Origin of the sequence: Enterococcus sp. DIV1096b, assembly GCF_050498765.1 — a bacterium.
Taxonomy (GTDB): Bacteria; Bacillota; Bacilli; order Lactobacillales; family Enterococcaceae; genus Enterococcus_D; species Enterococcus_D entomosocium.
The window spans coordinates 1998295-2018376 of the sequence record NZ_JBMHEK010000001.1 but is presented as its reverse complement, the minus strand read 5'-3'; the positions used below and the strand labels follow the sequence as shown (position 1 = coordinate 2018376).

Sequence of the window (20082 nt, the reverse complement as noted above, 5' to 3'; positions counted from 1 at the left end):
CCTTTTTAAGAATTAAAGGTCTTGGCCATTGTCTGAGTCAGTAGTATCTGATGCAGTAACTGTGATAGTGGGTGTGCCATCTAGCATAGCAGTTTGACGATTGAATGTGAAAGTTGTATCTACGCTGGTAGCTACTGATTGGGAAATAGCTTCTGCTTCAACGGCAACATCACCATTTTCGGTGATAACGATTCCTTCAGAATCAGAAGAAACTGTAATTGTAACTTTATTAACTGAACGAGTTAAGTTTGTTAATGTTCCGCCAACGTTTTCAATAGTTCCTGTCATTGTTCCGTTGACAAATAATGCTGGACTTATTTCGAACGTTTCGTTTAAATTCATATCATTAAATGCAAAACTAGATGTTCCTTCTGTTATAGTAACAGCAAATGGAACAGAGGGAACCTCTGGCATAGCAACATCTGCTGACGCAGTGATTCCTCCTACTAGTAGTAAAGATGTTGCCAATGTAGTACCCAAAATAACTTTTTTCATAATAAAACCTCACTTTAATTTTTGCAGATGATTTACTGCTTAAATAAAGTATACAATGATGATGTATTAAGTTATTATCCGTTTTTGCGCTATTTTTAATGAAAAAGTAGAAAGTATTTTATTAATCTGATTTTTTATAAAATAATTTAATCAAATTTTCTAGTAGTCCAGTGATGTTGATTATCAAGTCAACATATCTTTCTGTGTAGCAATTGTCCGTGCGGTAATGATTTATATGAAAATAATTTTGTTGCAATGTTACAATTTGGCTAATATTTTAAGTCAAGATCTTCTCAGAGTTAAAAGAATTGTCATTCCAACTAGGATTGGACCTAGCAAAGTAATTATATTGTTATTCGTAGTCTCTGAGAATTTGCTCTGAATCAGTCGCTGTCAGGGGAATCAGTTCTGAAGATTCATATCTGTTATTTCTTTCGTGAACATCTGCAATTCAGTAGAATACAATCTTCTATCATTTTTAAGATACTATTTATAGAAGTAGTTTTACGAGTATGAACTATTGCATAGGTGGGGCTTGAACGTATTGTTCTATTTATGCATTTCTATTGAATAGGCAATCAAAGTCATAGATTTGAAAATTATCAATTAATGTTTTTATTCAATTTGTAATCTGTACCTACAAATCTTCTACCTTAACGGGACAGAAATATTAAAGGTTGCTTCAAGCTTAAAATTATAAATCCGTACTTGTTTCATTTTAAAAACATCTCAAAAAAATTAGCTGTTTAGAATCACTATCTCATTAATACTAGATTTTAGTAGGATTCATAATATTAGGAGAATATACAATACGACTCTTTGAAGAAACCTTAGAGTTTTTTTGTCTCTTTTATTTTTATGAAGTTGCTACTCGTTTCTAATTAACAGGTCTTTAAGTCAGTAGAAAGAAAAATGAGGAACAATGATTATTTTATTTGTAGTTTTTTTGAAAAAAAGACGATAAAAATCGGCTGGTTCTTACTATATCCTTAATAGCAGAGGATCAAAGTTCTTTTAAGGAGTGAATCAAAATGCTGCAAACCAGAATAAATTTCAGTCGACAAAAGAATGCTACCATGTTGACTGTGCGCTTTTTCAGCAACAAGACGAATACGATTTTAGAGAGAAATTTAATTGTGGATCAAGAAGATGATCGCCAATCGGTTCTTGACTATTTAGCACAATCACTAGGGGAAATCAACATCTTGCAATACTCTTCGAAAAACGTTTTGTGTATCGCTGAACGTTCAAGGTTAGAAAAAGCAGGCGGCACTCATCGATTGGAACATTTTTGGGGAGATGTGATCAGCTATATCGTTGAGTGCGTGGATAAATCTGGTGTTCATTATGATTTGCATGTCATTGGCAATGTTGATTCGGATGATGAAGAAATCATGCGGTCAATCAATCAAGTGAGTGATGAATTGTCGATCATCAACATTTATGAATACAAAGATTGCTGGCTAAAAAGAGAAGATATTTTATTACAAGCTCTTTGAAATGAACTTGATTCCTCAAAGAAGTTTGTCCAGCTAGAAAATGATTTTACTCTCCAAGTCACTTACCAATCAATGAAAGAATACGAATTTTTTCTAAGTTTATGGAAACAGCTAATTCACAGGTTCTTTTTCAGGGTTTCCAACACTTTTTTGTTACAAAAAATAAGAATTGTTTCACAAGTTTTTCTCACCCGTACTGTTTTAAAGAAGAGGGGATTTTTCTGAAGTTTTTATTAAAATTGTCCGTTTAATGAAAAAAGAGGCTTGAATTTAAGTTTATTTTACTATAATTGGATACTGGGATACTTTTTAAATAAGGCGGGTAAAAAATTTTGGAGTATATAGAAAAATTGTATAGGTTTTATTTAACCAAAAAACAGGTAGATAAATTAACTATTGTTAGAAATATCATTTTGGAGAAGCAGCTATCTCTCGATAAAATATGTGAAACGACAAACAAATCTTTGTATCAGGTGAAAATATTGATCAATGAAATCGCCGAAGATATGAGAGAGTTTACGACTTTTGACGAGTCAATTTTTTTGCTGAAAAAGAGAACTGTTTATTTGTCACGAGAATTAAATGAAGAACAAAGCCTGCATATTTTTGTGAATCTAAAGAAAAAATATTTCTTAGAATCTCCTTATTATCGTCTATTATCCTATTTGTTAAGAAAAAGAAAGACCCGTATGGTGGACATCTCGGAAGAATTGATTTTTAGTATTTCTTATTGTTATAAATTGATCAGCTATCTTAAGAAAATGCTGGTTATCCAAAATGTTCCGATTACTATCAATAACAATACAGATTCCATTGATTTGACAGGGGCAGAGCCGTGTGTGAGGATGTACCATTATTTAGTTGAGATCATGGCTTGTAATGTATACATCAATCAGCGAACCCGTGCCAGCGTTGAATTAGCAGCTAAAGAATATGAGCCGTTAAAAACCACAAAAGTGAAGCACGACATTATGTTTTCAATCATTGAAAATGCGGTGTTGAGAGGCTATATTGTCAATGAGTTAGACGATGCTTCCATCACTATTTATGAGCAAATCAAGCAACTAGATGGGGAAAAGCAAGTGATCAAGCTGCTGCCGATCAGAAGTCAGCAAGATATTGAGAAAGAACAGATTTTTTATCATTTCTGGGTTTTTCTTTTCATACCTGAAACGATCTCGGATCAAGAAAAACTACTTTTGGGCCAAAAGCTGAGAAATCTTTTAGGAAATCCGCTGGTCGAATTTTCTGCCGATGTTGTAGCTGTCTTGTCGCAAAAGTATAATCTTTCTAAAGAGATCGAAGAATTCATTACCTATGAATTAGTGATGAATACATGGGGCTGTCTTCATCTCTTTTTGGATAGTTTTGTGTCTACTGAAGATTTGTCCTCTACGAACGAACGAGTATTAGAGGTGGAAGAGCTGATTGCAGCTGCCTTGCAGCGCCATTCGTTTGTAATAGAAAAAGAAGCCCTCTTCTTAAGGAAAATCGCTCAGATCACAGCGTCTTATTTACCTATCCAGGAAGAGGAACCGATTCGCATTGGTATTTCTCTTTTGAACCATCCAGAATATATTCCGGTCATTAAAAACAAACTGTTGAAAATTTACAATGAAAATGTGATTCACTTTAGTTCGAATTTAGGAGACTCAGATATATTGGTTTCTGATGGCGTGCTAATCCATAATGAGTCGCAGAAATTCACATTTTTTGGCAATGTTCATAGTACCAAGGATTGGCACAATCTAAATGTGATGATCCAGTCGATGATTTCTAATAAATATACTTGAAAAGAGAGCGTATGGCTCTCTTTTTTTACTTGAACATCAGGTATCGTTGATCGAAGTACTAACCAATAGAAGGAAGAGAGAAGACAAAAAAAGATATCTATAAAAGAGGGCTGCGACAGTCACCTTTTATAGATATTTTTTAAACCCGTGATCAGGCAAAGCTAACGTGATGAGGATAACGTTTTTTTGATGGAGATTTCCACCACTTCGGGCATTTGGATCACAGAGATCGTTGCAGGATCATAAGAGCCATCAGGTAATTTTTTCAAGAAGTAATTTTTGATTTCTTCAACTTCCGTCGGGCGAATAGTTCTTTTTTTATTGATCAGCAAAATTTCATTGTGGTTCGGCGCTGAGGTAAAGATCACGGTTGTATCTCCGGCTGTGTAAACCTTTACAAGTTCCGCGTCGGTATTTTCAAGTTGATTCAATACTAGTCGAGAATGGCTGTTCGTAACATTGATTAATTTCACCAGACTCACCTCACATTCTATGTATTTATTAATAACATTATAGGGCGTTTTTTTTCAAAAGAAAAGCCAGACAACTCGGAATTACCCAATTTTTTGGCAAAACATGGTTGTCTGGCAAAGGAAACGTTTCGTTACACGTTTTGGCAGCTTGTTACTCGTTTGTTTCCGATGCTTCTTCTTCAGAAGCCGGATTGGCTTCTTCAAGAAGTGCAGGGGACTCAGCGGAGGTCACAATGATTTTATCTGCATCTTCTAATTGTGCTTTTAGTTGATGTACTTGTGGATGCTCAAGATAAAATTCTGCAATGCCGTCTTCGATTTGATCTTGGATGGTTCTACGCAATGGGCGAGCCCCCATCGTTGCACTGTAACCAAGATCCACCAATTTTTCTTGCACGTCTTGTGGAACGTCGATATGCAGTTTTTGTTGGCTAAGGGTTTGATTGACTTCATGCAGCATGAGAGACACGATCGATAACAAGTTTTCCTTGCTTAAAGCTTTAAATTCGATGATGCCGTCAAAGCGGTTGAGAAACTCTGGTGTAAAGTAATTATTCAATTGATTCAAAACGGAACGAGTGATACCTTCACGCGCCGCACCGAAGCCAACGTTAGCTTCAACTTTGCCGGTTCCGGCATTACTTGTCATGATGATCAAGGTGTCCTTAAAGCTGACGGTACGTCCTTGAGCATCGGTCAAGCGACCATCATCGAGAATTTGCAAGAACATATGCAATACATCAGGATGGGCTTTTTCTACTTCATCTAATAGAATCAAGCTGTAAGGATTCCGACGAACTTTTTCAGTCAATTGACCTGCTTCTTCATAGCCAACATAGCCTGGAGGAGAACCAATCAATTTGGATACACTGTGTTTCTCCATGTATTCTGACATGTCGAAACGAATCATTGATTCTTCAGAACCAAACATTTCATAAGCTAATTGTTTTGCTAATTCGGTTTTCCCGACACCGGTTGGACCGACGAATAGGAAAGAGCCGATCGGACGGTTTTGTTTGCCTAAACCGACCCGATTTCTGCGGATCGCTTTTGCAACTTTGTCGATTGCTTCGTCTTGACCAATAACTTTAGCTTTCAAGTCATCCGCAAGATTCCTCAACTGGGTTTGTTCTTTTTCTTTTAATTCCCCAACAGGGATATTTGTCCGTTCTTCAACAATTTGTTCCATGTCTTTTTCGGTGATGACAGGCGTTTCTTCTTCGCTGATTTGACGTTCTTTCATTTTTTGAAGCTTGTTGATTTGATCGCGATAGTAAGCAGCTTTTTCAAAATCTTCTTCTCGAGAGGCAGCTTGTTTTTGTTCTTCCGCTTCTTGTAATTTCTTTTCGATCGTTTTTGGATCAACGATTTGGATCGTCAAGTTTTTCTTCGAACCTGTTTCATCTAGCAGATCGATCGCTTTATCAGGCAAGAATCGATCTTGAATGTAACGGTTAGAAAGGGTAGCGGCAGCTGCGATCGCTTCATCCGTATATTTCACATGATGGTAATCTTCATAACGCGGTTGTAGGCCTTTTAAAATACGAATGGTTTCTTCCACAGAAGGTTCATCCACACGTACTGGTTGCAAACGCCGTTCTAAAGCGGCGTCTTTTTCGATAATGCGGTATTCATTTAACGTCGTTGCTCCGACCATTTGTAGTTCTCCACGGGCAAGAGCTGGTTTTAAGATGTTTCCAGCATCCATATTTCCGTCGCCGGCTGCACCAGCGCCAACGATTTCATGGACTTCATCGATAAACAAGATCACATTTTCCGCTTGCTTGATTTCTTCGATCAATTTTTGGATGCGTTCTTCAAATTGGCCACGAATACCTGTGCCTTGAACAAGCGACGCAACGTCCAAACGAATAACTTCTTTTTCCATCAATTTTTGTGGCACATCACCATCAACGATTTTTTGGGCTAACCCTTCAACGACGGCAGTTTTCCCAACCCCAGGTTCACCAATCAATACCGGATTATTTTTGGTTCGGCGATTAAGGATCTCGATCACGCGTTTGATTTCTGAATCACGACCGACCACTGGATCGACTTCACCATCACGAGCCATTTGAGTGATATTGATGCCATATTCTCCCAGCAGACCCGCAGGTGCTTGGTTATTGCGTGGTGGTTGCCCGCCAACAAAACCGTTACCGCCAGTTTGTGTCGGTGGGGTTTGTTCATAAGGGGTATTTCCTTGCTGCATTTGACGAGACATTTGACGGAATAAATCATCAAGATTGCCAAATCCAAAAGGATCTTGCGCCATTGCAGCTGCAGCATTCCCAGATTGTGCTTTTAATTTTTGGTAACAACTTTGACAATAATCGAGTTGTTTTCTTTGACCATTGACATTGGCATATAAATGAATTGAAGCTTCATTTTTGCCGCAATTTTGACAAAGCATAGATTCACGACCTTTCATATTTGTTCCAACAACCCTATTTTACGGCGCATTTGATTGCTTGTAAAAGAAAAGGGGCTGTGGGCAAAGTAACGGTCACCTTCAAGGTAATGTGTTATTGACCTTTACTGACCATAATTCTATTATACTAACTTTTTGTCAGACTGCAAGAATTTTACCTTTAAAAATTTTCCCTTCGATTTCACTTATAGAAGCGGTCTTTTAAATAAAAAGTAATTCCTATATAATAGAAAGAAAGAGGTGAGAATAGACGTTGGAGAACAGAGATTTTGCTGCAGAAGTAGTACGTTTACGCAATGGAGAGATCCAAGAATTGATTGTCCAACAGCCGGAATTTCTGGCGTTTAGAGATGTCTGGCTCCAGTTGGAAGACCGGTCTTCTTTTGTCGGAGAAGCGGGGTTAAATGGGAAGATCATCTACCGTTACGTGCAAGAAAATAAATAGGACATTTATTTCAATCGTTTATTTAAGAGAAAACGGTTGTCTATCGAGGAAAAAAATGGTAATCTTAACAGTTGAAAGGGCGATTTTTTTCGGGTATCATTGCATGCATGGAAATTTTGCCTTCACACAAAAAAACGTATCATAAAGGAGATTGATCAATATGGAAAAGAAAGATTTTCACGTAGTTGCTGAGACAGGGATTCACGCACGTCCAGCTACATTATTGGTTCAAACAGCAAGCAAATTCAACTCTGATATCAACTTAGAGTACAAAGGTAAATCAGTAAACCTTAAATCAATCATGGGCGTAATGTCATTAGGTGTTGGCCAAGGTTCTGATGTAACTATCACTGCTGAAGGTGCTGACGAAGCAGATGCAATCGCTGCAATCGTAGAAACAATGAAAAAAGAAGGTTTGTCTGAATAATGGTTGAGATGCTAAAAGGAATTGCTGCTAGTGATGGTGTAGCCGTTGCGAAAGCCTACCTGTTAGTACAACCTGATTTATCTTTTTCAAAAGTATCAGTTGAAGATACTGCAGCAGAGGAAGCACGCTTAGATGATGCGTTAGCGAAGTCAACAGCGGAATTACAACAAATCCGCGACAAAGCAGCGCAAACTTTAGGTGAAGCAGAAGCACAAGTATTTGATGCTCATTTAATGGTTCTTTCAGATCCTGAGATGATCGGTCAAATCAAACAAAACGTGACAGATAACAAAGTCAATGCAGAAGCTGCATTGAAAGAAGTTACTGACATGTATATTGGTATGTTTGAAGCAATGGATGACAATGCTTACATGCAAGAACGGGCAGCTGACATCAAAGATGTTGCTAAACGTATCTTGGCGCATTTGTTGAATGTGACTTTGCCTAATCCTTCAATGATCAACGAAGAAGTAGTCGTTGTTGCGCATGACTTGACACCAAGTGATACCGCACAATTAGACCGCAACTTTGTTAAAGCTTTTGTAACAGATATCGGTGGACGTACTTCTCATTCCGCAATCATGGCACGTTCTCTTGAAATCCCAGCAATCGTTGGAACGATGGAGATCACTGCAAAAGTGAAAGCGGGCGACATCTTAGCTGTTAACGGCATTATCGGTGACGTTATCGTCAACCCGACAGATGACCAAGCGGCTGAATTTGTTGAAGCTGGGAAAGCCTACGCAGATCAAAAAGCAGAGTGGGAAAAATTAAAAGATGCTGAAACAGTTACGGCTGATGGCAAGCACTTTGAATTAGCTGCGAACATTGGTACACCAAAAGATTTAGAAGGTGTCCACAACAATGGTGCAGAAGCAGTCGGTTTATACCGGACTGAATTCTTGTACATGGATTCTCCTGATTTCCCAACAGAAGAAGACCAATATAAAGCGTATAAAGCAGTTCTAGAAGGAATGGCTGGAAAACCAGTGGTTGTCCGCACAATGGATATCGGTGGCGATAAAGAACTTCCTTACTTAAAATTGCCTCATGAAATGAATCCTTTCTTAGGCTATCGTGCATTGCGTATCAGCTTGTCTGAACTTGGGGACGACATGTTCCGTACCCAACTTCGTGCGTTGTTACGTGCTTCTGCTCATGGTAACTTACGTATTATGTTCCCAATGGTGGCAACATTGAAAGAGTTCCGTACAGCGAAGAAAATGTATGAAGAAGAGCGTCAAAAATTGATTGACGAAGGCGTTGAGATTTCTAACGAGATCCAAGTCGGAATCATGATCGAAATTCCAGCAGCAGCTGTCTTAGCAGACAAGTTTGCGAAGGAAGTTGACTTCTTCAGTATTGGTACCAATGACTTGATCCAATACACAATGGCTGCAGACCGCATGAATGAACGCGTGTCTTACTTGTACCAACCATACAACCCATCCATCTTACGCTTGATCAAAAACGTGATCGATTCAGCGCATGCTGAAGGCAAATGGGCTGGTATGTGTGGAGAAATGGCCGGCGATCAAACTGCTGTGCCACTTCTAGTAGGTATGGGCTTAGATGAGTTCTCAATGAGTGCAACATCTGTTCTGAAAACACGTAGCTTAATGAAACGTTTGTCAACCACTGACATGCAAGAATTAGCAAAACGTGCTTTAGAAGATTGCGATACAATGGAAGAAGTTGTAGAGTTAATCGAACAGTATGTAAAATAATCATTTCTAGGCAACAAGCAATTTTTGCTTGTTGCCTTTTTTTGTTTTAAGAAGACATTTTGTTTGATTTGACTTGCAACAACTTACTACTTTTTTCAGAAAACGAACAGTTTTGTCATATCTTGGAATTAAGCTATGATTCCCTGAGCTTTTCCCGTATCATGGTTAAATGGGGAACAAAATCTAGGACCATGGTAGGAGTATCTCTGCGATCGCCTATGGTATACTAATATCAGATATAAGCATTTCCAAGGAGGAATCATCTTTGAAAGTACTTCTTTATTTTGAAGGAGAAAAATTATTAGCTAAATCAGGTATCGGTCGCGCATTGGCCCATCAGCAACGAGCGCTGACATCTGTCGGGATTCCTTTTACTCTTGATAAAAATGATGAGGATTATGACATTCTTCACATCAACACGTATGGAATCAATAGTATGCATATGGTCAATAAAGCCAAAAGACAAGGAAAAAAAGTGATTTACCATGCCCATTCTACAGAAGAGGATTTTCGAAATTCATTTATCGGTTCAAATCAGCTTTCGCCATTATATAAAAAATATTTGATCAATCTTTATTCCAGAGCCGATCAATTGATCACCCCGACCCCTTATTCGAAAGAACTTTTGGAAGGGTATGGTATCCAAGTGCCGATCGAAGCGATCTCAAACGGGATCGATCTTGACAAATATCAGCCGGATCATGAGAAAGAAAAAGCCTTTCGTGAGTATTTTCAGCTTTTACCTGATCAAAAAGTCATTATATCGGTCGGTTTGTTTTTTGAACGAAAAGGCATTCTTGATTTTGTAGAGATAGCTAGACAATTGCCTGAATATACGTTTATCTGGTTTGGTCATACACCAATGATGACGATTCCTAAGCAGATCCGCGACCTTGTCAATGAAGACCATCCAGAAAATGTGCTGTTTCCCGGCTATATCAAAGGAGACATCATCGAAGGGGCATATTCAGCGGCTGATCTGTTCTTCTTTCCTTCCTATGAAGAAACAGAAGGGATCGTGGTCCTTGAGGCGTTAGCCAGCCACCAAAATGTGCTTGTTCGGGATATTCCAGTATATAAAGGGTGGCTAAGCAATGGGCACAATGCATACATGGAGAAAACCAATCAAGGGTTTATCGAGAAAATCAAAGGAATCGTAGATGGCACGTTGCCACAGTTAAGTGAAGCGGGTTATGAAACGGCCAAGCAAAAGAGTATTGATGAAATCGGATATGAGTTAAAAGAAGTTTATACAAAAGTGATGAATACGGAATAAAGAAACTAATGTAAAGTTTGGAGGTACCGTTTTGAAAATCGGATTTTTTACAGACACCTACTTCCCCCAGGTAAGTGGTGTGGCGACATCGATCAAGACATTGAAAGAAGAGCTTGAGAAAAAAGGCCATAAAGTGTATATCTTTACTACGACCGATCCCAATGCTGATCTGGACGAAGAAGATATCATTCGCATGCCAAGTGTCCCGTTTGTGTCCTTCAAAGATCGGCGAATCGTAGTGCGCGGCATGTTGTATGCCTATTTGATCGCCAAAGAGTTAGAGTTGGAATTGATCCATACCCATACCGAGTTTGGCTCTGGGATGTTAGGGAAAATGGTGGGGCGCAAATTGCAAATTCCTGTGATCCATACCTACCATACGATGTATGAAGACTACTTGCACTACATCGCCAATGGGAAGGTCTTACGGCCGTCTCACGTGAAATATCTTTCGCGGCTATTTGCCAACCACTCGACAGGTGTTGTTTGTCCAAGTGAACGAGTCATCGATACGCTGAGGGGGTATGGTGTGGTTTCACCGATGCGGATCATCCCCACAGGGATCGAAGTCGAGAAGTTTCGTCGACCGGACATTACATCTGAAATGAAAAAAGAATTGCGGGAGAAATTAGGCATCACTGAGGATCAACCCATGCTGCTTTCCCTCAGTCGTATTTCTTATGAAAAGAATATCCAAGCGATCATCGATGGGATGCCGGAAATTCTAACCAAGATTCCTGATGCGCAATTAGTGATCGTTGGGAAAGGTCCGCATAAAGAAAAATTAGAAGAAAAAGTGGTGGATATGGCGCTAACTGACCATGTTCAATTTGTCGGCGAAGTGGCGAATGATAAAGTGGCGATCTATTACCACGCTGCCGATTACTTCGTCAGTGCCTCTACTTCAGAAACACAAGGACTGACATACACGGAAGCAATGGCTGCTGGGACCCCATTAGTCGTTGAAGGCAATGATTACTTAAACACCTTGATCGATGATCCATCGTTAGGCGTCACCTTTGAGAGTGATCGGGATTTCGCAAAAGCATTTATTGATTATTATGAACAAAAGATTCCTGCTGATCCCGAAGTTCTTTCTAGGAAGATGTACGAGATCTCGGCATTACGCTTTGGTGAGTCGATGCTGTCTTTCTACCATGATATGGTTGCCTATTATGAAACCGAACGCATCGAGAAAGAAACCGAGCAGACGTTAGAAAAATTCAAAGTAAAATTAAAGGCATTTCGCCGAACGATCGATTAAACAGAAAATTTTCGCAAGTTCATGTTTTTAGCGTATACTAAAGACATGAACTTTTTTATTTTGGAGGGATCTGCATGAAATTAGGATTTATCGGTACTGGTGTCATGGGTCAAGCGATGGTTGGTCATCTCTTAGCTGCAGGACATACAGTGAATGTTTACAATCGGACGAAAGCAAAAACAGATGAACTCGTTGCGAATGGAGCAATTTGGTGTGACACCCCAACAGAAGTTGCATCAGAAAGTGAAATCATCTTTACAATGGTTGGGTATCCATCCGACGTTGAAGAGGTTTACTATGGGCCTCAAGGGATTTTTCAAACGGCTGTGACGGGCAAAACATTGGTGGATTTTACAACCAGCACACCTGATTTGGCAGAACGAATCTACCAGACAGCGAAGGAAAAAGGAGCAGCGAGTATTGATGCGCCAGTTTCTGGTGGTGATCTTGGTGCGAGAAACGCCACGCTAACGATTATGGTTGGTGGCGATGAAGAAGCTTACCAACAAGTAAAACCACTTTTTGAAGTATTAGGAAAGACGTTTCAACTTCAAGGAGGGGCTGGAAAGGGTCAGCATACGAAAATGGCCAATCAGATCATGATTGCCGGAACCATGACGGGGATGACAGAAATGCTGGTCTATGCGAACCAAGCGGGTCTAGATTTACCACGAGTGATTGACACCCTTTCTGGCGGTGGTGCAGCCAATTGGTCCATGACGAATTACAGTCCACGTATCCTAAAAGAGGATTATTCACCAGGTTTTTTTGTCAAACATTTCATCAAAGATCTGGGGATCGCTCTGGATGAAGCCAAGAAGATGGGATTGGATTTGCCAAGCACCACTTTAGCTAAAAAATTGTATGATCAGTTGGCTGAAAAAGGCTATGAAAATGACGGAACGCAGGCGCTGATTAAACTTTGGTGGCAAGATGGAAAAAAATCTTAAAATGACAAAAAAAATACGAAAAATCAATGCAAGATAGAGGATGTTTTGATACAATATAACGGACAGAAAAAGGAGGCTTACGAATGAAAAGTTCGCAATTAGTCGCTATCATCAAACGTTTAGAAGCGATGGTCGAAGCGCAAGACAATGAAGTTCAAGTACGTCGTTTTGAAAAAGAAGGCGTCGAAAAATGTACCGTTACTTATGACAATTCGACAGAAACGTTTGAATTAACGGAAGCAGAATCAAGTCAATCTTATCAATTTGATAATGTTGATATTGTAGCCATGGAAATCTATGATTTGATCCAATAAGAATGAGTGGGACGTTCGTCGTCGCTTTCTCATTTCTATACAGCAAGCCTACTTAGGCTTGCTGTTTTTTATTTTTCTGCTGCTTTTTCTTGGCGATACAGGTGATTAAGGATGATCCCTAATGGATCGAGATCTTCCGGGGCTAAAGGAAGCGCAGCGCTTGATGGCGGAAGTGGCTGGAATGTTTCTTCGGGAGAAAGAATGTTTGTTTGGATCAACTTACCAAAGCTGACTTGATAGTATTTGAGTTGAGTCGTCTGTGATACTGGCTCCTCTAAGTCAAGGGGAATCGAAAAAATCACTTCCGGTTCTTGAATGAACTGATTGACCCTCACGATTTCTTGGTAAAAGCTTTCTGCTAAATGGATCTCTCGCTGCAGTACACTAGCTTGTTCAAACAATAAGTGATCAATCAGGTATGCCAAGCGTTTTTTAAGGAGTGAAAAACAGTCGGTCTTCTTTCCTGCAAAAAAACAGCCGATCTCTCGCCACTTCTCTTCCAAGGAATACGCCTCCATTTGAGGGAGTTGCTTACGTAAGGTTAATAGCGTCAGTTCGTTGACAGTCGGCAATTGAAACGTTTCTGACAATAATTGAAACAACACAGGCAATTTTTTTGTTTGTCGAAAGGGGCCATAACTGCCAATTTGTGGTGTTTGAGTGATCGTGAAGCTATGATTCGTCAAATCAACAAAGCAATAGTTCGCTGAATGGTTCATTTGGCGGTTGTAGATAGGATGAAAAGCTTGGATCAAACGACATTCAAGTAATAGTGCATCCAATTCGGTATCTGTTTCGATAGTTTCAAAATCAACGACATTATAAACAAGTCGAAGTACCTTATTGGCATGCTGCTGGTTTTTTCGGAAGTAGGAAACGACACGCTGCTTCAATGATTTGGCTTTTCCCACATACAAGACTTCGTTGTGTTGATCTTTCATTAGATAAACGCCAGGCTTTTCAGGCAGTGCATTTGCTTTGTTTTTTAGAAACTCTTTGTTCGGATTCATCGATCTTTCCTCTCCTTCCTTCAAAGAGTAGCAGATGAGAGCGGAGAGAGCAACGTTTGCTGGCCGTTGACAAGAAAAAAATAGGAATAGAGTGGAGACAACGCAATGATAAACTTTGACATTCAAAGGAAATTTCTCTATAACGGAAACGGATTGTTTTGTCAACTCGCAGCTTTTAGAATCTTAGAAAATCAGTTCTCAAATAAAAATGTGCTTAAAAATAAAAAAAGTTCGAAAAAATTCTTGCATTTCTCAATAACTTCCGATATAGTTTGACTATCAAATGATTTGATTATCAAAGTATTCGGATGGTGAAGGTTATGGAACCCAATTTAGAAACAGTTAATGACTACTTAGTCAGCGTCTTTAATGACATCTTAGTGATTGAAGAATCTGAATTGAAAAAATCTCAATTCAAAGACCTTTCAATTACCGAAATGCATACCATCGAAGCCATCGGGATGTACAAAAAAAAGACCACGACTGAAGTTGCCAAAGAGCTTTCGATCACTGTTGGGACTTTGACCATCGCGATCAATCGTTTGGTGAAAAAAGAATATGTAGAACGGATTCGCAGTGAAGATGATCGGCGAGTCGTCAAACTAGGTTTGACGAAAAAAGGAAAACTCCTTTATCGTGTTCATCAGCATTTTCATCGTGAGATGGTGAAAGGTGTCTTGAGTCAGATGTCTCCTGAAGAGGAACAGGCACTGTTGAAAGCACTGAAAAATCTGCATGACTTTTTACAAGATTATAAGTGAGAATAATGGATGAATATGTTTGGAAAAATTACCGCGACTGCAAGTTATGTTCCAGAAAAAATCGTAACAAATGATGATCTATCAAATTTGATGGATACTTCAGATGAATGGATTCATTCTCGCACGGGAATCAAACAAAGAAGAGTCGCTGTTGGCGAAAACACTTCTGACCTTTGTATTCGCGTCGCTCAAACGCTCTTGCAAGATGCTCAGCTTTCAGCAGAAAGTCTGGATTTTATCTTGGTAGCGACGATCACACCGGATTTCAATACACCGGCGGTTGCTTGCCAAGTCCAAGGGGCGATTGGGGCAGTCAATGCCTTTGCTTTTGATATCAGTGCAGCATGTGCTGGTTTCGTTTATGCATTGTCTATGGCTGAAAAACTGATTCGAACAGGCTCTAAAAAAGGATTGGTCATCGGTGGAGAAGTACTTTCAAAGGTCTTGGATTGGAACGACCGTTCGACGGCTGTTTTATTCGGAGATGGTGCCGGTGGTCTATTGCTGGAAGCATCTTCAGAGCAGCATTTGCTCAAAGAGTCTTTAAAAGCAGATGGGACGCGAGGCATGTCCTTAACATCTGGTTTTCGGACGAATGAGAATCCTTTTTCACAAAACGTTCCGGCGTATAGTGCTTGTATGCAAATGATTGGACGAGAAATCTTTGATTTTGCGACGCGTGATGTGGTCGCCTCGATCAATGATCTGATACAAGATGAAGCAATTGATTATTTTTTGCTTCACCAAGCAAATTCACGCATTTTAGACAAAGTTGCTCGCAAGCTGAAGCAACCCCGTGAGAAATTTTTGCAAAATATGCAAGATTATGGCAATACTTCGGCAGCCTCGATTCCGTTATTGCTAGATGAAGAAATCAAACGAGGTACACTGTCCCTTGGCAGTGGTCAAAAAGTGGTGTTCTCAGGTTTTGGCGGCGGATTGACATGGGGAACTATGTTAGCCACCTTATAACTTGTTCACGAAACAAAATTACTATTGAAAAACACATTGGAGGAATATACACATGGTATTCGAAAAAATTCAAGAAATCGTAGCAGAAGAATTAGGAAAAGAAAAAGAAGAAATTAAATTGAACACGAACATCCAAGAAGATTTAGAAGCAGACAGCTTGGATCTTTTCCAAATCATTAACGAGATCGAAGATGAATTCGATGTGAAGATCGAAACAGAAGATGGTATCACAACCGTTGAAGATCTAGTTAAATATGTAGAAAAACAACAAGCATAAAACAAAGGCTAGGCAGACAGCCTAGCCTTTCCTTTTTAAGAACGTGTTTTTGCTGATTCATAGACGAACTGCAAGAAGCCATGTTCTCCAACAACAACGAACAAAGTAATGAAGGAGTGCAAGATGAAGACAGCCTTTTTATTTAGCGGTCAAGGTGCACAGTACCCCAAAATGGGGGAAGAGCTCTATCACCAAGAAGCAATCGTTCGTGAGACGTTTGAACAATCCAGCACTATTCTAGGATATGATATGGCCGAGTTATGCTTTACTGAAAACGAACGTTTAAACCAGACGGAATATACACAGCCTGCCATTTTAACAGTAAGCACGGCTTTTTGGCGACTTTTGGATGCGCAAGGAATCGAAGCAGATGCTGTTGCTGGCTTAAGTTTAGGTGAATATACAGCCTTAGTCGCTAGTGGTGCGCTTGATTTCCAGACCGCAGTCGCATTGGTGCAAAAGCGCGGTCGGTATATGGCAAGTGCGGCGCCTGCAGGTGTTGGGAAAATGGTCGCTGTGATGAACACACCCGCTGAAACGATTGAAGAAATCTGTAAAGAAGCAAGTCAAGTCGGGATCGTGACACCAGCGAATTACAATACGCCGCAGCAGATCGTTATTGGCGGTGAAGCGCCGGCAGTGGATAAAGCGGTGGAATTGTTACAAGCTGCTGGAACCAAACGGGTGATTCCTTTAAATGTCAGCGGTCCTTTCCATACTGCTTTGTTGGAACTGGCATCGCAGCAATTAGCACAGGAATTAGCTCAAATTACCTTTGATGAGTTGCAAGTACCTGTCATCAGCAATACGACCGCGCAGCCGATGCAGCAAGACCAAATCAAGGAACTGTTGACGCTGCAAGTGAAATCACCAGTGCGTTTTTACGAAAGCATTGCGACACTGAAGGAACTTGGCATCCAACAAGTCATCGAGATCGGACCAGGAAAAGTATTGAGCGGTTTTATGAAGAAAATAGACAAAGAAATCCAGACTGCGCGTGTAGAAGATAGCCAAACGTTGGCAGATACACTAGCCCGATTCAACTAGGAGGAATTTATGGATCTGCAAAATAAAAACGTCTTTGTAACTGGTAGCTCGCGAGGGATCGGTTTTACTATCGCGGAAGCCTTTGCCAAAGAAGGAGCGAATATCGTTTTAAATGGACGAAAAGAAATTCCCCAGTCACTGATCGATCGCATCACCAGCTACGGCGTGAAATGTGTAGCAATCAATGGGGACATTTCTGATTTTGATCAAGCGGCAGCCATGCTTTCGGAAGCAGAAGCGGCAGTCGGACCGATCCACATTTTAGTCAATAATGCCGGGATCACGAATGACAAATTATTGTTGAGAATGAAACCGGAAGATTTTGATTCCGTGATCAAAATCAATTTGACTGGTACCTTCAATATGACGCAGCACGCGCTGAAAATAATGATGAAGTTGCGAGAAGGCCGCATCATCAATTTGACGAGTGTGGTCGGCTTGACGGGAAATATCGGGCAAGCCAACTATGCGGCAAGTAAAGCTGGCGTGATCGGTTTTACGAAATCTGCCGCTCGTGAAGGTGCCGCTCGGGGGATCACCTGCAATGCGATCGCCCCAGGTTTTATCGAAACAGAGATGACTGAAGTGCTGTCGGATAAAGTCAAAGAACAATCATTGGCAAATATTCCGTTACAGCGTTTTGGTTCCACACAGGATGTTGCGCAAACAGCAGTCTTTTTAGCAAAAAGCCCCTACATCACTGGTCAGGTGATCAGTGTAGACGGCGGGATGGCAATGCAAGGGTAGGAGGAAGAATAGATGAATCGAGTAGTAGTTACAGGATACGGCGTCACTTCTCCAATCGGAAATGACCCAGAAACATTTTTAGCAAGTTTACAAAACGGGACCAACGGCATCGGCCCGATTACAAAATTTGACGCAGAAGCAACAGGGATCTCAGTTGCCGCTGAAGTCAAAGATTTTCCGTTAGAAAAGTACTTCGTTAAAAAAGATACGAAGCGGATGGATCTTTTTTCCATTTATGGAATTTATGCGGCGTTAGAAGCGATGGAAATGGCGAAGTTAGATACAGAAACCATTGATGTGGATCGTTTTGGCGTGATGGTTGGTTCGGGGATCGGCGGCTTGCCAACGATTCAAGACCAAGTGATTCGAATGCATGACAAAGGAGCAAATCGGGTATCACCAATGTTCGTACCGATGTCGATCGTAAATATGGTTGCCGGCAACATTGCGTTACGGGTAGGTGCGAAAGGCATTTGTACGACGACTGTTTCCGCCTGTGCTTCTGGTACCCATTCAATCGGTGAAGCTTTCCGAAACATCAAGCATGGCTATGCAGATGTCATGATCGCTGGTGGTTCAGAAGCGACGATCTGTGAAATCGGTATTGCTGGTTTTGCTTCTCTGACGGCGTTAACCACTGAATCAGACCCTGACAAAGCTTCCGTTCCGTTTGATAAAAATCGTAGTGGATTTGTCATGGGTGAAGGCGCTGGCGTCTTCATTTTAGAATCATTGGCGCATGCACAAAAACGTGGGGCAACGATTTTAGGTGAAGTCGTAGGGTACGGTGCGAACTGTGATGCCTACCATATGACTGCGCCAAACCCTGATGGATCAGGTGCTGGAAAAGCAATGAAATTAGCGATGCAAGAAGCGGCGATTACCCCAGCTGAAGTTGGTTACATCAATGCCCACGGTACAAGCACGCCCGCCAATGACAGTGCAGAAGCGACATCGATCCAATACGGATTGGGCGAAGACTATAAAAAACCATATGTCAGCAGTACAAAGTCAATGACTGGTCATTTGCTTGGGGCGGCTGGTGGAATCGAAGCCATTGCTTCACTATTAGCATTACAACATCAATTTATTCCACCAACCATCAACGTGACAGAACAAGATCCTGAGATCGACTTGAACGTTGTTATCAATCAAAGCCAACCAGCAGAATTGACCTATGCCATGAGTAATTCACTTGGGTTTGGCGGTCATAATGCAGTGATCTTGCTGAAACGTTGGGAGGAAGCGTAATTGGAAACACATGAGATAAAAGAGCTGCTCAGCCAATTCGATCAATCGACGTTAACTGAGCTTCAATTAAAAAAAGAGACGTTTGAACTTTATTTTAATAAAAATACGACAAGTGGGCTACAAAATGCACAATCTACACCTGCGCCTGCTCCTGCAGCGAATGCTGCGCCAACTCCTGTTGTACCAACGCCTGCTGTCTCAGCGACACCTGACACAGTAGAAGCGGCGAAACCTGTCTTAGAGGGCAAAGAAGTTGTCTCGCCGTTAGTGGGTGTCGTTTATTTGAAACCAAGTCCTGACAAAGATAACTTTAAGCAAATCGGCGATCACGTGAAAAAAGGCGATATTCTTTGTATCGTTGAAGCGATGAAAGTCATGAATGAAATCGTCAGCGACGTCGATGGCGAATTGGTTGAAGTCTTGGTTGAAAGCGAACAAATCGTTGAATTCAATCAACCATTATTCCGTGTGAAAGAAGGGTAAAGCAATGAGCGCATTAACGATTCAAGAAATCAAAGAAATCATCCCTCATCGTTATCCGATGCTTTTAGTGGATCGCGTTGAGGAGTTAGAAGAAGGCAAACGGGTCGTTGCGAAGAAAAACGTTACCATTAATGAGCCGTTTTTCCAAGGCCATTTTCCCCATGAACCAGTGATGCCTGGAGTATTGATCGTGGAAGCAATGGCGCAAGCAGGTGCTGTGGCATTATTGTCATTGGAAGACTTTCGTGGGAAAACTGCCTACTTTGGCGGTTTAGACAAAGCAAAATTCAGAAAAAAAGTAACACCAGGCGATACCTTGATCTTAGAAGTAGAAATAATCAAAGTAAAATCTGCAGCCGGCATCGGCAAAGGAATTGCCTATGTTGATGGGAAAAAAGTGGCGGAAGCAGAATTGACTTTCATGATTGGATAGGTGAGAC

Annotated in this window: 21 protein-coding genes; 17 read left to right on the top strand and 4 right to left on the bottom strand. The window is 40.6% G+C overall.

The window, feature by feature from the left end; all coding sequences use genetic code 11:
- Nucleotides 1–12 precede the first annotated feature (12 nt).
- Nucleotides 13–495 carry a hypothetical protein gene (locus IGJ17_RS09635; protein WP_086332437.1) on the bottom strand — a complete coding sequence of 161 codons (483 nt, stop codon included), beginning with the start codon at nucleotides 493–495 and terminating at the stop codon, nucleotides 13–15.
- Between the two features lie 1031 nt (nucleotides 496–1526).
- Between IGJ17_RS09635 and IGJ17_RS09630 the strand changes: the two genes are divergently transcribed.
- Nucleotides 1527–1994 (top strand): hypothetical protein, encoded by a 468-nt coding sequence (locus tag IGJ17_RS09630; RefSeq protein WP_086332436.1) that lies wholly within the window; start codon nucleotides 1527–1529, stop codon nucleotides 1992–1994.
- 566 nt (nucleotides 1995–2560) lie between these two features.
- Complete coding sequence (locus IGJ17_RS09625) at nucleotides 2561–3787, top strand: helix-turn-helix domain-containing protein (protein WP_429961299.1); 1227 nt, start codon at nucleotides 2561–2563, stop codon at nucleotides 3785–3787.
- Between the two features lie 161 nt (nucleotides 3788–3948).
- On the opposite strand, the gene IGJ17_RS09620 is transcribed toward IGJ17_RS09625, so the two are convergent.
- Nucleotides 3949–4260 (bottom strand): DUF1827 family protein, encoded by a 312-nt coding sequence (locus IGJ17_RS09620; protein ID WP_008378223.1) that lies wholly within the window; start codon nucleotides 4258–4260, stop codon nucleotides 3949–3951.
- A gap of 151 nt (nucleotides 4261–4411) precedes the next feature.
- A complete protein-coding gene (locus tag IGJ17_RS09615) occupies nucleotides 4412–6673 on the bottom strand; it encodes an AAA family ATPase (RefSeq protein ID WP_429961298.1) in 2262 nt (753 codons plus the stop codon).
- Between the two features lie 271 nt (nucleotides 6674–6944).
- Here IGJ17_RS09615 and IGJ17_RS09610 point away from each other — a divergent pair, with 271 nt between their 5' ends.
- From IGJ17_RS09610 to IGJ17_RS09580, 7 genes are all read left to right on the top strand, one after another.
- Nucleotides 6945–7136 (top strand): hypothetical protein, encoded by a 192-nt coding sequence (locus tag IGJ17_RS09610; protein WP_005235564.1) that lies wholly within the window; start codon nucleotides 6945–6947, stop codon nucleotides 7134–7136.
- A gap of 160 nt (nucleotides 7137–7296) precedes the next feature.
- Nucleotides 7297–7563, top strand: coding sequence for a phosphocarrier protein HPr (locus IGJ17_RS09605; RefSeq protein ID WP_003126335.1), 267 nt, complete (start codon nucleotides 7297–7299; stop codon nucleotides 7561–7563).
- Nucleotides 7563–9290, top strand: coding sequence for a phosphoenolpyruvate--protein phosphotransferase (gene ptsP / locus IGJ17_RS09600; RefSeq protein WP_008378209.1), 1728 nt, complete (start codon nucleotides 7563–7565; stop codon nucleotides 9288–9290). Before IGJ17_RS09605 ends, ptsP begins: the two co-directional genes overlap by 1 nt.
- Nucleotides 9291–9555: 265 nt before the next feature.
- Nucleotides 9556–10566, top strand: coding sequence for a glycosyltransferase (locus IGJ17_RS09595; protein WP_005235568.1), 1011 nt, complete (start codon nucleotides 9556–9558; stop codon nucleotides 10564–10566).
- Between the two features lie 31 nt (nucleotides 10567–10597).
- Nucleotides 10598–11830 carry a glycosyltransferase family 4 protein gene (locus IGJ17_RS09590; RefSeq protein WP_005235570.1) on the top strand — a complete coding sequence of 411 codons (1233 nt, stop codon included), beginning with the start codon at nucleotides 10598–10600 and terminating at the stop codon, nucleotides 11828–11830.
- A gap of 74 nt (nucleotides 11831–11904) precedes the next feature.
- Nucleotides 11905–12780 (top strand): NAD(P)-dependent oxidoreductase, encoded by an 876-nt coding sequence (locus tag IGJ17_RS09585; RefSeq protein WP_005235572.1) that lies wholly within the window; start codon nucleotides 11905–11907, stop codon nucleotides 12778–12780.
- Between the two features lie 83 nt (nucleotides 12781–12863).
- On the top strand, nucleotides 12864–13094 hold the full coding sequence (locus IGJ17_RS09580) for a YkuJ family protein (RefSeq protein WP_005225886.1): 231 nt from the start codon (nucleotides 12864–12866) through the stop codon (nucleotides 13092–13094).
- 68 nt (nucleotides 13095–13162) lie between these two features.
- Here IGJ17_RS09580 and IGJ17_RS09575 read toward each other — a convergent pair whose 3' ends face one another.
- Nucleotides 13163–14104 (bottom strand): GIY-YIG nuclease family protein, encoded by a 942-nt coding sequence (locus IGJ17_RS09575; protein ID WP_086332433.1) that lies wholly within the window; start codon nucleotides 14102–14104, stop codon nucleotides 13163–13165.
- A 320-nt stretch (nucleotides 14105–14424) separates the two neighbouring features.
- Between IGJ17_RS09575 and fabT the strand changes: the two genes are divergently transcribed.
- The 8 genes from fabT to fabZ all read left to right on the top strand — a co-directional run bounded on the left by fabT (nucleotide 14425) and on the right by fabZ (nucleotide 20075).
- Nucleotides 14425–14865, top strand: coding sequence for a fatty acid biosynthesis transcriptional regulator FabT (gene fabT / locus IGJ17_RS09570; RefSeq protein ID WP_008378199.1), 441 nt, complete (start codon nucleotides 14425–14427; stop codon nucleotides 14863–14865).
- A gap of 9 nt (nucleotides 14866–14874) precedes the next feature.
- A complete protein-coding gene (locus IGJ17_RS09565) occupies nucleotides 14875–15837 on the top strand; it encodes a beta-ketoacyl-ACP synthase III (RefSeq protein WP_086332432.1) in 963 nt (320 codons plus the stop codon).
- 52 nt (nucleotides 15838–15889) lie between these two features.
- The gene (locus IGJ17_RS09560) at nucleotides 15890–16114 is read left to right on the top strand and encodes an acyl carrier protein (protein ID WP_005225890.1); all 225 of its coding nucleotides are present in this window, start codon (nucleotides 15890–15892) and stop codon (nucleotides 16112–16114) included.
- Between the two features lie 123 nt (nucleotides 16115–16237).
- Complete coding sequence (gene fabD, locus IGJ17_RS09555) at nucleotides 16238–17161, top strand: ACP S-malonyltransferase (RefSeq protein ID WP_042890931.1); 924 nt, start codon at nucleotides 16238–16240, stop codon at nucleotides 17159–17161.
- A gap of 9 nt (nucleotides 17162–17170) precedes the next feature.
- A complete protein-coding gene (gene fabG, locus IGJ17_RS09550; RefSeq protein ID WP_086316198.1) occupies nucleotides 17171–17908 on the top strand; it encodes a 3-oxoacyl-[acyl-carrier-protein] reductase in 738 nt (245 codons plus the stop codon).
- Nucleotides 17909–17920: 12 nt separating this feature from the next.
- On the top strand, nucleotides 17921–19159 hold the full coding sequence (gene fabF, locus IGJ17_RS09545) for a beta-ketoacyl-ACP synthase II (RefSeq protein ID WP_016610185.1): 1239 nt from the start codon (nucleotides 17921–17923) through the stop codon (nucleotides 19157–19159).
- Entirely contained in the window at nucleotides 19160–19642 is a 483-nt protein-coding gene (accB, locus tag IGJ17_RS09540; protein ID WP_016612188.1) for an acetyl-CoA carboxylase biotin carboxyl carrier protein, read from the top strand. It abuts the gene before it with no gap.
- Nucleotides 19643–19646: 4 nt separating this feature from the next.
- On the top strand, nucleotides 19647–20075 hold the full coding sequence (fabZ, locus tag IGJ17_RS09535) for a 3-hydroxyacyl-ACP dehydratase FabZ (protein ID WP_005225895.1): 429 nt from the start codon (nucleotides 19647–19649) through the stop codon (nucleotides 20073–20075).
- Nucleotides 20076–20082: the final 7 nt, after the last annotated feature.